Source organism: Cupriavidus sp. 01L45 (assembly GCF_056399885.1).
This window is the reverse complement of the sequence record NZ_JBFTSG010000029.1, coordinates 1-14,622: the sequence shown is the minus strand read 5'-3', so window position 1 is coordinate 14,622 and position 14,622 is coordinate 1. Positions and strand designations below refer to the sequence as shown.

Annotated in this window: 15 protein-coding genes; 13 read left to right on the top strand and 2 right to left on the bottom strand. The window is 61.2% G+C overall.

Annotated features, from left to right (window positions below):
• The first annotated feature begins 6 nt into the window (after positions 1–6).
• The 4 genes from AC1DT6_RS20180 to AC1DT6_RS20165 all read left to right on the top strand — a co-directional run bounded on the left by AC1DT6_RS20180 (position 7) and on the right by AC1DT6_RS20165 (position 4,084).
• The gene (locus tag AC1DT6_RS20180; protein WP_441628997.1) at positions 7–1,152 is read left to right on the top strand and encodes a DUF1275 domain-containing transporter; all 1,146 of its coding nucleotides are present in this window, start codon (positions 7–9) and stop codon (positions 1,150–1,152) included.
• 100 nt (positions 1,153–1,252) lie between these two features.
• A complete protein-coding gene (locus tag AC1DT6_RS20175; protein WP_477112005.1) occupies positions 1,253–1,600 on the top strand; it encodes a YkgJ family cysteine cluster protein in 348 nt (115 codons plus the stop codon).
• A gap of 1,533 nt (positions 1,601–3,133) precedes the next feature.
• On the top strand, positions 3,134–3,469 hold the full coding sequence (locus AC1DT6_RS20170; protein ID WP_441628993.1) for a hypothetical protein: 336 nt from the start codon (positions 3,134–3,136) through the stop codon (positions 3,467–3,469).
• Between the two features lie 66 nt (positions 3,470–3,535).
• Positions 3,536–4,084, top strand: a complete 549-nt coding sequence (locus tag AC1DT6_RS20165; RefSeq protein WP_441628991.1) for a lipid-binding SYLF domain-containing protein — start codon at positions 3,536–3,538, stop codon at positions 4,082–4,084.
• Between the two features lie 182 nt (positions 4,085–4,266).
• Here the strand turns inward: AC1DT6_RS20165 and AC1DT6_RS20160 are convergent, their stop codons facing one another.
• The gene (locus AC1DT6_RS20160; RefSeq protein WP_477114826.1) at positions 4,267–5,160 is read right to left on the bottom strand and encodes a MipA/OmpV family protein; all 894 of its coding nucleotides are present in this window, start codon (positions 5,158–5,160) and stop codon (positions 4,267–4,269) included.
• Between the two features lie 529 nt (positions 5,161–5,689).
• On the opposite strand from AC1DT6_RS20160, the gene AC1DT6_RS20155 reads away from it, so the two are divergent.
• Positions 5,690–6,232 (top strand): MarR family winged helix-turn-helix transcriptional regulator, encoded by a 543-nt coding sequence (locus AC1DT6_RS20155; RefSeq protein WP_035864451.1) that lies wholly within the window; start codon positions 5,690–5,692, stop codon positions 6,230–6,232.
• 32 nt (positions 6,233–6,264) lie between these two features.
• Here the strand turns inward: AC1DT6_RS20155 and AC1DT6_RS20150 are convergent, their stop codons facing one another.
• Positions 6,265–7,488, bottom strand: coding sequence for an IscS subfamily cysteine desulfurase (locus tag AC1DT6_RS20150; protein WP_441628987.1), 1,224 nt, complete (start codon positions 7,486–7,488; stop codon positions 6,265–6,267).
• A gap of 380 nt (positions 7,489–7,868) precedes the next feature.
• On the opposite strand from AC1DT6_RS20150, the gene AC1DT6_RS20145 reads away from it, so the two are divergent.
• The 8 genes from AC1DT6_RS20145 to AC1DT6_RS20110 all read left to right on the top strand — a co-directional run.
• Positions 7,869–8,357, top strand: coding sequence for a lecithin retinol acyltransferase family protein (locus AC1DT6_RS20145; RefSeq protein ID WP_441628985.1), 489 nt, complete (start codon positions 7,869–7,871; stop codon positions 8,355–8,357).
• Between the two features lie 154 nt (positions 8,358–8,511).
• Positions 8,512–9,039, top strand: coding sequence for a flavin reductase family protein (locus tag AC1DT6_RS20140; RefSeq protein ID WP_045241263.1), 528 nt, complete (start codon positions 8,512–8,514; stop codon positions 9,037–9,039).
• 33 nt (positions 9,040–9,072) lie between these two features.
• Entirely contained in the window at positions 9,073–10,554 is a 1,482-nt protein-coding gene (locus tag AC1DT6_RS20135) for a 4-hydroxyphenylacetate 3-hydroxylase family protein (RefSeq protein ID WP_441628983.1), read from the top strand.
• 46 nt (positions 10,555–10,600) lie between these two features.
• Entirely contained in the window at positions 10,601–10,981 is a 381-nt protein-coding gene (locus AC1DT6_RS20130; RefSeq protein ID WP_441628981.1) for a cupin domain-containing protein, read from the top strand.
• Positions 10,982–10,983: 2 nt separating this feature from the next.
• The gene (locus AC1DT6_RS20125; protein WP_441628979.1) at positions 10,984–12,330 is read left to right on the top strand and encodes an amidase; all 1,347 of its coding nucleotides are present in this window, start codon (positions 10,984–10,986) and stop codon (positions 12,328–12,330) included.
• Between the two features lie 81 nt (positions 12,331–12,411).
• Positions 12,412–13,614, top strand: coding sequence for an ABC transporter substrate-binding protein (locus AC1DT6_RS20120; protein WP_477114836.1), 1,203 nt, complete (start codon positions 12,412–12,414; stop codon positions 13,612–13,614).
• A gap of 27 nt (positions 13,615–13,641) precedes the next feature.
• The gene (locus tag AC1DT6_RS20115) at positions 13,642–14,331 is read left to right on the top strand and encodes a DUF2848 domain-containing protein (protein WP_441628977.1); all 690 of its coding nucleotides are present in this window, start codon (positions 13,642–13,644) and stop codon (positions 14,329–14,331) included.
• 50 nt (positions 14,332–14,381) lie between these two features.
• Positions 14,382–14,622, top strand: a 241-nt coding sequence (locus AC1DT6_RS20110; protein WP_441628975.1) for an ATP-binding cassette domain-containing protein, incomplete at its 3' end; no start/stop codon positions are given.

Sequence of the window (14,622 nt, the reverse complement as noted above, 5' to 3'; positions counted from 1 at the left end):
GTGACCATGCCGATTCCATACTTGCGCAGATTGACCGGGAGGGAACGCAGTCCGGAGGCCGACCGGCAACTGGCACGCTATCTTGCGTTTGTGGCAGGCGCCACCAACGCAGGCGGATTCCTGGCGGTGCAGCAATACACCTCCCATATGTCGGGCATAGTGTCCGCCATGGCCGACAATCTGGCGCTCGGCAGCATCGGGCTCATCCTGGACGGCCTGGGTGCCTTGTTATCGTTTCTGGCGGGTGCGGCCTGCTCTGCGATTTTGATCAACTGGGGGCGGCGCGAGCGCCTGCACAGCGAATTCGCGCTGCCGTTGATGCTTGAATCCGTGTTGCTGGTGTGTTTCGGTCTGCTGGGCAGCAATCTCGAGCGTCACGAATGGCTGTTCGTGCCGGCGACGGTCATGGTGCTTTGCTTCATCATGGGGTTGCAGAATGCCATGATCACAAAGCTCTCGAAGGCCGAGATCCGCACCACGCACATAACGGGTATGGTCACCGACATCGGCATTGAACTGGGTAAGCTGTTCTACTGGAACCTGGCCAGGGCCAATTCCGCCAAGCCAACGGTGCTGGCCGACCGGAGAAAGCTGCGGGTGCTCGTTACGCTGGTCGCGCTGTTCTTTGCCGGCGGTGTAGTCGGGGCGGTAGGGTTCAGGCATGTTGGGTTCAGTGTCACCCTGCCATTGGCCACATTGCTGCTCGCACTTGGTGCCGTACCTGTCATGGATGACGTGCGAAGCCACATGTTGCGCTCGGACTTCCTTCCGCGGCTGGCCGCCCGCGCGCGCGCATGGGCACGGGAGGTGAAGCGCGACGTCCACGCGGTGTGGCTCGCTGCGCGCGATCCCCGCACGCCCTGGTATGCGAAAGCGCTGGCCATGCTGGTCGCCGCCTATGCGTTGTCTCCGATCGACCTGATTCCGGACTTCATCCCGATTCTTGGCTATCTGGACGATGTGGTGCTGGTGCCCCTCGGCGTGTTGCTGGTGGTCCGGATGATCCCGCTTGAAGTGATGGAAGAGCATCGGGCCGCCGCCGCGCTCGCTGCGGAGCGTCCCGGCAGCCGCATTGCGGTCGCCGTGATTGTTGCGCTCTGGCTTTCCGCGGCTGCGGTGGCAGTGGCCTGGCTGGCGCGGCTGCGCATTTGATGCGTGCGCCGCCGGCCACCAGGTCAATCGCAGGCAGGTGGGCAGGCCAATGAAGCGGGACGCTCAAATGGGGGACGCTCAAATGACTCGAGTGACTGAAATGACCAGTCAAAAAATCAGATTTTTTCGATCACGGATTCCCTCATTCGAATGCACACCTGGCTGCCATGACTGTTGTGGGCCAGTGATGGCGTCGACGGAGGAGATGTCGAGGCTTCCCGTAAAAAGCGATGCCGAGCACGAAGCTGCGCTTGAAAACCTAAGTTGCCCCCATCTTGGCAGCAAGGGTTGCCAGGTTTATGCCGAGCGCCCGTTGATCTGCCGTCTGTTTGGCACGACGCCCCGGCTGGCCTGCCCGAATGGAAACCGGCCGGAGTTGATGGTCGATCCTGATATAGATCGCCGGATTCAACGCTTCTTCGTTGAAACACGTCATGTATTAGTCTGAGGGAGGTCTTGACGAGCGACGTTCCTTGCTCGATCCCTTTCGCGGTTTCCAGAAACATCGAGGAGCACGCGCGATTTCGACATATTAGCTTGGGTGTAAACGGCATTGGCGAGCGATGCCGTACCCCACTCTCGTGGGACGTCATGCCGGCAGCCGTCAAAGCGACCCGAGTTCGTGCGTGTTCACGCCGTGTCAATTCGTCAATGGCCGCACGGCGGGGACGAACGCGGCTCGCGCTTCATCGGCGCTTCCGATCCGCCCGGTGACATCGCGAGGCGACAGGCCGATCAAACAGTAAGGTTGGCAGGCTGCTGAAATACTGTTTTTCGAAAATCGACGTGAGGCAGGCGGCCCGAAGAACGCGCAAAGTCGAATCGTACATTATTCATAATTATCGAAATATCTAATTGCAAATAAGCTCATGGGGTGCATCGGAGCCAATATACAGATTGTCGAGCGGAGTGCAACCGGAGTTTGGCTGATTTGCCGCATCCCTACTTGTTATGTAAGGGCAAATCATGACTTTAATCCCGGTGAGTACCTCCCATAATCCGCCGCAGGCAACTGCGCTATATCTCGTTTTCCCATCCTGGACCCAGAAGCCCGCTTGAGCGGCGCTATTGTTCTCAAGAATCTTGTAGTTAACCTTGCACACGACAGATTGTTGAGGCACGTTCAAACCCTGACTCGGTTGGGTCACGTAACTAACACTGCCTGGGGGATTCCTTGGCCTAGCCCAAATGATAATGGTCTGGGTTGTGGCCGAGACATTTGGTGCCATCCCGCCACAAGAATCTATATATTTGTTTCCGGCATAATCTACTATTCTTCCTGCTGTGCTAACACTATTTTCTCCGGAAAAAGATGGGCGATTCACGCATCCTGTCGAGGTAAATGATATCGCAGCGCAGAAGAAAAGTAGAGGATAATATCTTTTCATGATGTGAATATCCTATAACAGGATTATGGTCGACAGTGAAAAGAAGGGAGCCAAAAAGGATGGTTTCAGGAAAATTTCCAGAGATTTTTCATATTTTTCCGTAAATTGATCATAGGCGAAGACGTCATCAAGGACCAGATCGACATCCGCTACATCTTCAACCTACGGAGCGTTCATGGGTGGGAAGCATGTAAATCAAAAGGCCGTAGACGCCCGCCGCCGACTCGATAAGTTCGCCTTTAACCTCTGGCCAGGCGCTACGCTTATTTATCCTCGCGCGGTCCGCCGTGCTGCGTTAGGTATACATGTGCAAAGGGGCTTGACGAGCCGGAGTGATCGGAAGGACCGTTCCCGTACGCGCTGTGTAGGACCAAGGTCCAATTGAATCATAGTGTCGGTGTGACACTATGTACTTGCAGTCTAGGAATAGGAGTAGTGCAAACCTGTGATGCGGACGCGCTAACTTGGGGGCAGCGGAACTGCCATTCGAGCCAGGGTTTCGTCGGCATGCTGCGCGGCATGGAAACCCCTTGCACCGGATGACTCTCGTACCGACGTCCGTGCTTTGTGCGATTTGATATGGAGTCGCTAACATGAAATATCCCTTAATCGCGTTGGCCATTGCGGTCTCCGGGTGCGCCACCCCACCGCCACCACCGTCAGACGTTCGTCCCGTCGGCCAAAGTCAGCTTGCCCCCAAAGCGGCCGCTCAATGCATCGGGTCTAAATGGGCGAACAGCTCTGGCCAGGTGGTCTACATGCAGTACATGCTCGCTAACGACCAGGCATTCGATGTCTACGTTCCAGGCCAGCAACCACCAAGCGGCTCGGCCGCCATCGTACGCCAAGGCGCGAGTGGGTCCGGTTCATCGGTGGGTTTCCGCGGCACCGACAGCAATGCGGCTAGCGCCATCAGCCAGTGCCCGTAGGCCTGGGAGCCGCTGTTACTCCCGCGCAAACGCAGCAACGCTTATCGGGGGGGTATGAATCGTCGCATGGTAATTCTGGCGCTGGCTTGCTTATCGGTCATGCCGGCTATCGCGCTTGGCGCTAGCAAGGAGGAAAAGCAGGGGAAAGTACGCAAAGCGGCACAGGATTCTTTGGCTGCCCTCTACAGGGTGCAACCGTCGGCGCGCAAGGCTGTGGAGTCTGAGGCAGGCTATGCGGCGTTCAGCAACTTCGGCATGAAGATCCTCCTCGCTGGCGGAGGGTCGGGCGAGGGCGTCGCGGTCAATAACAAGACCAAGGCCATGACCTATATGAAGATGGCGGAGGTCCAGGCCGGCCTCGGCATGGGCGTGAAGAAATTCCAGCTGGTCTGGGTATTCGAGAACGAGACCGCGCTGAACGATTTCATCACGTCCGGGTGGACGTTCGGTGGGCAAGCAACCGCCGCGGCGAAAGCCGGCGACAAGGGCAGCGCGTACCAGGGGGCGATAGCCGTGGGGCCTGGCGTCTGGCTCTACCAGCTTACCGATAAAGGCTTGGCGATCGAACTCACCGCTAAAGGGACCAAGTACTACAAGGACGACGATTTGAACTGAGCCTGGCCGCTCCGGCTTAAGGAGCGGGATGGAGAATTGCCCGGAATTTAGGCGCGCTACGACATCGGAGCGGATATTGCCAACGCGCAGTGGCTTTTCTTCCATGTTTGCGGGGCAGAGCCTATTGTCTACTGACTCCCTTGGAGAGCCCGCATCGCGGGATGCCAGAGTCGATGGGGCATTCAGAATTCGTAATTGATGGATAGATCGAGGACAAAGTTGGTTGCCCGCTGCGTGATCGGGCTGTGCGCCGCGCTGCTAGCCAGTTGCCCTATTGCGGTGTCGGCGGTCAGCAACCAGTGCTTGCGGAAGTACCAGACCGTAGTGATGGCGGCACCGTACGACACAAGTCCCGGGCCGGGATTGTATTGGGGGTAGCCAGAACGCGCCGCCTGGAGTTGGCTGACACCGAACCACGCATTCATATAGCGGGCGTCAGCAAAAGTTATCGTGGGACCAGCGAACCAGTAGAACCTCTCCGAACTGCCCGGCAGCGGCAAATAGACACCCAGATCGCCTATCCATCCGTCGGTACCACCCATGCTGCGCCGGAGATCGGCGCGGACCACCAGCGGAAATTCTTTCGATACGGCATATTCCAGAAACAGTTTGGCTTCCGGGGCAACGTTGATATTGCCCATGCCGTTCAGATGCCCGGGATCGTCGGCTGCCCGTCGCCCCAGGTTATAGGTAATGGCGGCGCCGCCACGCCAGTGCGTCGCGCGCAGCAAATTGATGCCAATGCCTTCGCCAGTAGAGGCAAAGAACAGGTCGCCGTAACGGATATCGATGCTTGGGCCGACCAGCCAATGATATTGCTGGGCGCCGTCATACCTCGGCCGCAGGCTGGTGCCGAGACCCAGCCGGACTTCCCATTCGGGAATACTCCGCTCGAACAGCTTTATCAGTGGCACACCGGCCGAGTATTGCCATTCGGCGGCAGGTGATGGTGTTTGTGCCCGGGCCKGGGCGATGAAACCGGCGAAGGTGGCCAGCAGCGCGGCGAGAAGATGGTGCGCCAGCCTGCTTCCATGGCCGCTCGCCCGACCTATCCGCTTCGTGTGACGGTTCGACACACCACCTCCGTTTCACATGTTGGGGCGACCTGATTTCTGTAGAGACCCTGGCTGCCATCTTACAAGTAGGGTAGTGCGCGAAAGCCATGCATGCGCGCTGTTTTCACCATGCGCGCGCCAAATCCGACGAATTCGTGCACATTTTTACGTTGGAGCACTGCGCGGGATATGGCTTGCGGAGAGTCGTAGTCGGTGCGCCATCGCGAAGTTCTGCTTCGACGCAAAGGCGTGGGCGGATGTCGCGGAGATCGGCCCGGCGAGCGGCCGCCAAGGTCTACTCCCTGCCAAAACCGCTTCGCCCCTTCGACCGGCATTTACGGGGATATGCTGCTCCAGGCGCTATTCGGGCATCCGTGTGCCGGAAAGGCTGGATTCCCTCGACAAATCAACGGGTCGTCAGGGATGTGGCGGATGTTCTGCGAATCCCCGCCGACCCGCCTCCTCAACAGAGGGGTAGCACGTGCATTGCCAATTTTTTGGTATTATTTTTGGAAAAGATAATTTAGTTAGCTAAAGGAGTGCGTGAGGTATGGCAACGAACACCAAGGTCAAGGCGCTGACGATTACCAATCCCGCATGCCTGGTCGATGGCTCGGATAGCGAGTTCCGGCACCTGGTCAACGGCCTGCTGCCGTTCGCCGCCCGCCTGCTGTCCGTGCGCGATGGTTTCGGCAGCCTGATCGGCCTGACCGGCGTCCAGTATTCGCTGATCCGTTCAATCGCGCATCTCTCCGCGCAAGGCGAAGTGACGGTGAACCAGTTGGCCGAGCATCTGCATTTGAGCGGTCCGTTCGTTACCATCGAAACCGGGAAACTCAAGAAGCTCGGCCTGATCGACAAGAAGGCCCACCCCGAGGACAAGCGCAAGATGCTGCTTACGGTGGCAGCGGCGGGCACCCGCTTGCTGAGCGAGCTGACGCCGGTGCAGCAACGTATCAATGACGTCCTCTTCGAAGGCGTCAACCGCACCGAGTTCAAGGTCCTGTGCTCGGTGGTGGATCGCCTTGTGGCGAATGGCGATCGCGCCTCGCTCGACCTGGCGCACCTTCTTGCGCGGCAGCAAAAAGCGTGATGTTCGCTCACGCGGCTGTCCACGCAGTGGCTTCAGTGCGCCGCCCACTGGATCGTGCTGATGTCAATGCCTTCCTGATGCATATCCCATAGCGGGCTGAGCTCGCGCAGCTTGCTTACCGTGTCCCGTACCTGCCGTATCACCTGATCCACTTCCGCCTCCGTGGAGTACCTCCCAAGCGTAAAGCGAATCGAGCTGTGCGCCAGTTCATCGCTGCGCCCCAGCGCGCGGAGGACAAAAGAGGGCTCCAGCGATGCCGATGTGCACGCGGATCCGGATGAAACGGCAACGCCCTTGATCCCCATGATCAGTGACTCACCCTCGACAAAATTGAAGCTGACGTTGAGGTTGTGCGGGATCCGGTGCGACGTGCTGCCGTTGACGTAGACCTCGTCGAGTTGTTCGAGCCCGGCCAGCAGCTTGTCCCGCAATGCGCCAACGCGGCGCGATTCCTCGGCTAGTTCGAGCCTGGCGAGACGGAATGCCTCGCCCATGCCCACGATCTGGTGCGTCGCCAGCGTGCCGGAACGCATGCCCCGTTCGTGCCCGCCGCCGTGCATTCGCGCCTCGATGCGAACCCGCGGCTTGCGCCGGACGTAGAGCGCGCCAATGCCTTTTGGACCGTACACCTTATGCGCGGTCACGGTCAGCAGGTCGATTTTCAGCGCCTGGAGATCGATCGGGATCTTTCCGGCCGCCTGCACCGCGTCGCAATGGAACAGGATGCCGTGTTCCCGGCACAGGTTCCCGATGGCCGCAACCGGATGGATCACGCCAATCTCGTTGTTGACCATCATGACCGACACCAGGATGGTGTCCGGGCGAAGCGCGGCGCGCAGCTTGCCAAGGTCAAGCAGGCCATCTTCCTCGACGTCGAGATACGTGACATCAAAGCCCTGCCGCTCCAGTTCCCGGCAGGTGTCAAGCACGGCCTTGTGCTCGGTCTTGACCGTGACGATGTGTTTTCCCTTGCCGCCGTAGAAGTGGGCCGCGCCTTTCAGCGCCAGGTTGTTCCCCTCTGTCGCGCCCGAGGTCCAGACGATCTCGCGAGGATCCGCGTTCAGCAGTGCGGCTACGTGCGCGCGCGCGGTCTCCACGGCTTGCTCGGCTTCCCAGCCATAGCTGTGGCTGCGCGAGGCCGGGTTGCCAAAGTGCTGGTACAGGTACGGCACCATCTTGTCGACGACCCTGGGGTCGACCGGCGTCGTGGCGCTGTAGTCCATGTAGATCGGGCGTGCGGTGGCTGCGTCCTGCATTCCTTGGTTCTCCTGATGCGGTTGATGCGCCTTTGGTCCGCGTGATGCGCGGGCCGGCGGCGAGAGCTTGCCGGGAGTCTACCGCCGGCCGGGGAAAAAACACGTTGGCACCATGCCGCCGGTAGGGTTGCTCGTCGGCTTGTCCGCAACGCCGAATCAACCGGATCCGGTTGAAAGCCGCGCGGACAATTGCCCGGAAAGTCATGCCGGCAAAGGGTTTCAGCGTTCGTGACGGATTTCATGCGTGCCAACGATGAGTACTGCATCAAGGGTTTTTACCAATTTGCATACCGATGAATAGTAGCGTTTATTAATAGCTAAGTTATAAAGCTAAATGGCGCCGCGGGACCGGACTGCGCCAACCCGGTTAAGGGGTGCCCATGAACCACGATGACGAGACGCAGGTTCTCCTCGGCTCCCCCGCAGGCAGCGATGCGGCGGGGCGCGAGCTCCCGCTTGGTGCGCATCTGGTCACGGCGCGCCGCGGCTACTTCCATCATGGCATCTATGTTGGCGGCAACCGGGTGGTGCACTACGCCGGATTTTGCGCGGCATGGCATCGCGGCCCGGTGGAGGAGACCACGCTAGACCGCTTCTCCGGCGGCCGCGAAGTCAGCATGCGGGCGCACGTGCACGCCAAATACAGTGGCGAGGAGGCCATGCGCCGTGCCCGCTCTCGGCTTGGCGAGGAAAACTACCGTCTGCTCACCAACAACTGCGAGCATTTCTGTTCGTGGTGCGTGTCCGGCGAAAGCCGCAGCGAGCAGGTGGAAGCCTGCCTGCACCATCCCTGGACATCGATTCCCCTGATCGCAAGCCTGCTCCGGGCCATTTTTGCGGCGCTGGGTCCGTCGTTGCGCGAAGCCTGACCCCACAACCAAGGGTTTTCACCAGCTTGAATGGCGGCATGGATTGGCATTCAATACTACCTAAGTTATAAAGCTAATAAACGAAGCAAAAAACGACAAGTGAAGCAGCGGATCGGAATGCGATCCGCGCCACGGTTTCCATACAGGAGGGATGATGGCCGAAACCCATGCACAGCGCGACGCCGATGCCGACGAGCAGCGTCGCTTTCGCAGCACGCTCGCGATGTTCGCCACGGGCGTGGCGGTGATCACCGCGCCCCGCGCCCAAGGCGCACCGGTGGGCATCACGGTGGCGTCGTTCAACTCAGTCTCGCTCGATCCCCCGCTGATCCTGTTCTCGGTGGACCGGCGTTGCCTGAGCCTGGACGATCTTTGCGCGACGCCACGCTATGCCGTCAACGTGCTCGAGGCGAGCCAGCAAGACCTTTCAAACCGCTTTGCCAGGGCGAACTCCGGCAAGTGGGACGGCATCGGTATTGCCCCGGAGGGGAGCGGCCAGGCGGTGCTCCTGCCCGACGCGCTCGCCACCTTCGAATGCGAGCCGTATGCGCGCCATGACGGCGGCGACCACGTGATCTTTATTGGACGCGTCGTTCGCCACCGGGCCCGGCCGGATGGCAGGCCACTGGTTTTTTTCGGAGGCAGGTATCGCGTTCTCGACGAGACGCCCGCCGCCGCTTGATTCAACGACAGATACGTATTTAGGAGAGAAGACATGGTCAAGACAGGTAGCCGGCATATCGACATGCTGCGCGACGGCCGCGAGGTCTATCTGGATGGCAAGCGGGTCGCGGATGTAACGACCGACCCCGCATTCCGGAACTCGATCCGCAGCTACGCGAACCTCTACGACTTCCAGGCCAGCCCGGAGAACATCGAGAAGATGACCTTCGAGTCGCCGGACACCGGCGAGCGCGTAAGCCGGATCTGGCAACTGCCCGAGAGCTACGACGATCTGGTCGAGCGCCGGATGGCCTTAGAGGCCTGGACGGAACTGCACTACGGCTTCATGGGCCGCTCGCCCGACCATGTCGCATCCTGCATTTCCGGCATGTACATGGGGATCGACGTCTTCGAGCAATACGACCGGGCCCGGGCCGGCGCCCTGCGCGAGTACTACAAGTACGCCCGGGACAACGATCTCTTCCTCACCTACGTCATCGTCAATCCTCAGGCAAACCAGTCCAAGGCGGCGCACGAGCAGGAAGACAAGTACCTGGCGGTGGGCATCGTCGACCAGGATGCCGAAGGCATCACGGTGCGCGGCGCAAAGATGCTGGCAACCAGCGGCATCATGGCCAACGAGGTATTTTGCAGCTGCATCCAGCCCTTGCGCGAGGGCGATGAGATGTATGCGCTTTCGTTCGCCGTGCCCATGAACATCAAGGGCTTGAAAGTCATGTCGCGCAAATCGTACGAGGGCAACGCGACTTCGGTTTTCGACAACCCGCTGTCGAGCCGCTACGACGAGAACGACGCGGTCCTTTACTTCGACGACGTCAAGGTGCCATGGGAGCGCGTCTTTATCGCGGGCGATGTCGGCATGTGCGCAAAGCAGTTTCATGCCACGCCGGCGCATAGCTACCAGAACTACCAGTGCCAGGTCCGGCTGATGGTGAAGCTGCGCTTCCTGGTGGGCATCGCGCAGCGCATTACCGAGGTCAACGGCACCAATGCCTTCCCGCAGGTGCGGGAGATGCTGGGCCAGCTCGCCGCCGAGGCGGCCATGGTGGAGGCCTGGGTCTATGGCATGGAATCCAAGGGTCATATGGAGAAGGGCTACTTCGTGCCCGACCGTAACCTGCTGTACGGATCGCAGGTCATCACCCAGCAGCTCTACGCCAAGGTCCTCAACGCCCTGCGCGAACTGGCGGGTGGCGGAATGATCATGCTGCCGTCGAGCATCCGCGACTTCGAGAACCCGGCACTGGCCTCGATTATCGACAAGACGCAGAAGTCGCCGGCCTGCAGTCCGGAAGAGCGCGTCAAGTTCTTCAAGCTTGCCTGGGACGCCGTCGGGTCCGAGTTTGCATCGCGCCATAACCAATACGAGATGTTCTATGCAGGCGCGGGCTTCGTCACCAAGGGGCACGCCTATCGATCCTACGACTGGAAGAAGGCCACCGACCTGGTCGACAACATCTTGGGCAGCTATTCGCTGGGCGCGGAGCTGGGCCAGGTGGCGCGCGCTGCCTGAGCAGGCAGCCGCTTTTTGAGATTCGCTGACACCCACGGAGATAACCATGGCGATCAACAAGCTTCACGATGAGTTTCACACCATTGATATGGAGAGCGGCTGGGAGGTGCCTCCCGGCTATCCTTCGGGCATCCAGCAAAAGATACTCTCCGGCTCCCTTGACGAAGGCGGCGGCCGCGGCAGCCGCACGCGCCTGCTGCGATTCCAGCCCGGCGTCTTCACCACCGCGCCGTTCGTCCATCGCTACTGGGAGGAAGTGTATCTGCTCAGCGGCGACCTGACCGTCGGTAACGACGAGCGCGGCGAGGGCGGGCGGGCTTTCGATCCGAACACCTATGCATGCCGTCCGCCGGGTGCTTATCACGGTCCCTTCAAGTCGAACGCGGGTTGCATGCTGCTGGAAATCCATTACTTCGACCCGGCCTGATCATGGTGGCGACCATAGATTCCGTGATGGGCCAGCTCTCGGCGGGCACCGCCGATGCGGCGTCGCTGCTGGCGGATTGCGTGGAGCGCGCCTGCAATCCCGGCGGGGAGGGGGCTCGCGTGTATCCGCACGGCGTGAGCATGGCCGCGTCGAAGCAAGCCACGGCCAGCGACATATTGCGCAGACAAGGCGTTGTCGGGCGGCTCTCTGGCTTGCCGATTTCGGTCAAGGATCTGTTCGATGTGCAGGGCGACGTCACGCGGGCCGGCGCCCGCGTGCTGCCCGAGCAGGCTGCCACGGTTGACGCGGTCGCGATTGCACGGTTGCGCGCGGCCGGCGCGGTCTTCGTCGGCCGCACCAATATGACCGAGTTCGCGTACTCCGGGGTTGGCACCAATCCGCACTACGGCACGCCCCGCAATCCGTTCGAGCGCGCGGTTGGCCGCATTCCCGGCGGTTCCTCGTCCGGGGCGGCGGTGTCGGTGACGGACGGCATGGCCGTGGCCGCGATCGGCTCGGATACGGGCGGCTCGTGCCGGGTTCCTGCGGCGCTCTGCGGCATCGCGGGGTTCAAGCCCACCGCGCGCCGGGTGCCGCTGCAGGGCACGGTGCCGCTGTCGCCCAGCTATGACTCGATCGGTTGCCTGGCGCAGACGGTTGCCTGCTGCGCCGCGCTCGACGGGGTCATGGCGGGGGAACCGGAGGTGCCGTTGACAGCAAGGCCGGTACGTGGCCTTCGGCTGGCCGTGGCACGGAACGTGGTGCTCGACGGGCTTTCCGGCGAAGTCGCCAGTGCCTATGAGCGGGCTCTTGGCCGGCTGGCTGCCGCCGGCGCCTTGCTGCGTGAGGTTGCCTTCAATAGCTGGAACCAGTTGCCGGAACTGAACATCAACGGGGGCCTGGTGGCGGCGGAGGCGAGCGCGTGGCATGCCGGGCGGGTCGCCGCCCAGGCGGATCGGTACGACCCGCGAGTCCTGTCGCGCATCCGGATGGGCGAGCAGCAGAGCGCGGCGGATTACCTGCGGATGCGCGCCCGGCGCGAAGCGCTATGCCGGGAGGCACAAGGGGAGTTGCAATGGTTCGACGCAGTGGTGCTGCCGACCGTGCCGATCGCGGCACCGCGGATTGCCGACCTGGCCGATGACGCCGCGTTCTTTAGTGCCAACCGGCTATTGCTGCGCAATCCCGCCATCGCCAATGTGCTCGACCTGTGCGCACTGACCATGCCGTGCCATGAAACGGGCGAGGCACCGGTCGGGCTGATGCTGTTCGGCCAGCCGATGGCGGACCGGCGACTACTCGCCATCGGCATGGGCATGGAGTGCATCCTGCGTAGCCACGAGGAGTAGACGCCTTATCCGCCGGCAAGGCTTTGTGTCGGCTTCTGACAACGAGGAGGAGAGATCATGTTTCATTTTCGGTTCAAGCCGATGTTCCTGGCCGGCACGATGCTGGGCGCTTCGGCGCTCGCCGCGGCCCAGCCGGGCAAGATCAGCGACGGCGTGGTGAAGATCGGTGTTTTGACGGATATGTCGTCGATATTTTCCGATATTGGTGGAAAAGGGTCACTGGTGGCCGCCCAGATGGCGGTGGACGATTTCGGCGGGAAGGTGCTGGGATCGGACATCAAGGTGGTCAGCGCCGACCATCAGAACAAGACCGATGTGGCCGGGACCATCGCGCGCGACTGGTTCGACAACCAGAAGGTGGACGTCATCCAGGACGTATTGCCGTCCTCGGTGGCGCTCGCGGTGTCCAATCTCGGCAGGGAGAAGCACAAGCTGGTGATTGCCAGCGGCGCCGGCACGACCAGGCTGWCCAACGAGGATTGCTCGCCCTACACCATCCAGTATTCCTATGACACCTATGCCTTTGCAGCCAACACCGTCAAAGCCCTGTCAAAGGGCGGCGACAACAGCTGGTACTTCCTGACGGTCGACTACGCGTTGGGAGCGTCCCTTGAGAAAGACGCGGTCGATGCATTGACCTCGGTAGGGGGGAAGGTGATCGGGAAGGCAAAGCATCCCATCAATTCCCCGGACCTTTCGTCCTATCTGCTGCAAGCCCAGGCATCGGGCGCCAAGGTGATCGGCCTGGCCAACGCCGGCAGCGATACCGTCAACGCATTGAAGACCGCCCGGGACTTCGGCATTGGCGGCGCGGGAAAGCAGAAGCTGGCGGGACTGCACATGTTTATCAGCGACATCCACAGTCTCGGCCTGCAAGCGGCACAAGGGATGATGCTGACCACTTCCTTCTATTGGGACCGAGACGATGCCACGCGTGCCTGGTCGCAGCGGTTCTTCGACAAGACCAGGAAGATGCCCACGCTCGTGCAAGCCGGTGTGTACTCGTCGACGATGCACTACCTGAAGGCCGTCCAGGCCGCGGGCACCGACGAGACCGACGCGGTGGTGTCGAAGATGAAGTCCAGCCCCGTCAACGACTTCTTTGCGGCCAATGGAAAGATCCGCGCCGACGGGCTGATGGTGCATGACATGTATCTCGCCGAGGTCAAGACGCCGCAGGAGTCCAGGAAACCATGGGACTACTACAAGATCAAGCAGGTCATTCCAGCCAGCGAAGCATTCCGGCCGATTTCGGCAAGCAAATGCGCGCTGATCAGGAAGTGACGGTTAGCAACTAGCAACTACGGAGACATGAACATGCTGACATTCGATATTGAGACACGCACTGGCAGGTGGCAGCGCGTTGTGGACATCAGGCAGCTTGTCATCGCGGGCTGGACGGGGAGAGATGCCGACGCGATGGAGAAGCACATCCGCGAGCTGGAGGCGTTGGGCGTAAGGCGGCCATCGGCCACCCCGGTGTTCTACCGGGTTGCGGCGGACCGGCTGCAATCGCAGCCCGCGATCCAGGTCAGCGGAGGCGCCAGCAGCGGCGAAGTGGAGTTCCTGCTGATCAAGCACCAGGGTGAAATTTTCGTCGGCATCGCCTCGGACCACACGGACCGGGAGGTGGAGACCTACGGCATCACGGTGTCCAAGCAGATGTGCGACAAGCCATGCGCGCAGGTGCTCTGGCGTCTGGCGGACATCGGCAAGCACTGGGACCAGCTTGTCCTGCGTGCCTACGCGACCATCGGCGGCGAGCGGGTCCTGTACCAGCAGGGGCCGGTCACGGCGATGCGTTCGCCCCAGGACTTGCTCGACAGGTTTGCGGAGCAGGGCGGCAGTTTCGACGATGGCACCGCCATGCTGTGCGGCACGCTGGCCGCGATCGGTGGCATCCGGCCGGCGGATCGCTTCGAGATCGAACTGGAGGATCCGGTGCTGGCTCGCTCGCTGCACCATGCCTACGCCGTCGAGGCGCTGCCCGTCCACGGATAAGGCCGCCGGCCAGATCCGCATTCCCGATGCATGCCAGAGGCGAACAAACGATGCCCCACGAAGATTCCATATTAGAAACGCGCGGCCTGACCAAGTCGTTCCGCGGCTTCACCGCTGTGAGCGACGTCAACCTGCGGGTGAACCGCGGGTCCATCCATGCCTTGATCGGCCCCAACGGCGCCGGCAAGACCACGTGCTTCAACCTGCTCACCAAGTTCCTAGAGCCGACGACCGGCACGATCCTGTTCAACGGCATCGACATCACGCGCGAGAAACCGGCGCAGATCGCCC